Source organism: Streptomyces sp. A1277, assembly GCF_004795015.1.
In the GTDB taxonomy this organism is placed as follows: domain Bacteria; phylum Actinomycetota; class Actinomycetes; order Streptomycetales; family Streptomycetaceae; genus Streptomyces.
The window spans coordinates 1-667 of the sequence record NZ_SSBI01000112.1; the positions used below are offsets into that span (position 1 = coordinate 1).

General features: G+C 68.2%; 1 protein-coding gene. It reads left to right on the forward strand.

Going from position 1 to position 667, the window contains the following annotated elements:
- Window positions 1-667: glycoside hydrolase family 16 protein (locus tag E6R18_RS33885; protein ID WP_136320688.1), on the forward strand; the 667-nt coding region annotated here is incomplete at both ends.

Below are 667 nucleotides of genomic sequence, written 5' to 3' on the forward strand. Positions count from 1 at the left end.
GACCGGCGACAACGTCGACAACCACGAGCGGCAGTACTACACCTCAGGGAACAAGAACGCCGCGCTGGACGGCCAGGGCCATCTGGTCATCACCGCCCGCAAGGAGAACCCCTCCAACTACCAGTGCTGGTACGGCACCTGTCAGTACACCTCGGCGCGGCTGAACACCTCGGGCAAGTTCACCCAGCGGTACGGGCACGTCGAGGCGCGGATGAAGATCCCGCGCGGCCAGGGCATGTGGCCCGCGTTCTGGATGCTCGGCAATGACATCGGGCAGGTCGGCTGGCCCAACTCCGGTGAGATCGACATCATGGAGAACGTCGGCTTCGAGCCGTCCACCGTCCACGGCACCCTGCACGGCCCCGGCTACTCCGGCTCCGGGGGCATCGGCGCCGGCTACACCCTGCCGGGCGGCCGGGCCTTCGCCGACGACTTCCACACCTTCGCCGTCGACTGGGCCCCCGACTCCATCACCTGGTCCGTCGACGGCAACGTCTACCAGCACCGCACCCCCGCCGACACCGGCGGCAACACCTGGGCCTTCAACAAGCCCTTCTTCCTCATCCTCAACCTCGCGGTCGGCGGCTACTGGCCCGGCGACCCCGACGGCAACACCGCCTTCCCCCAGCAACTCGTCGTCGACCACGTCCGCGTCACCACCAGCGAC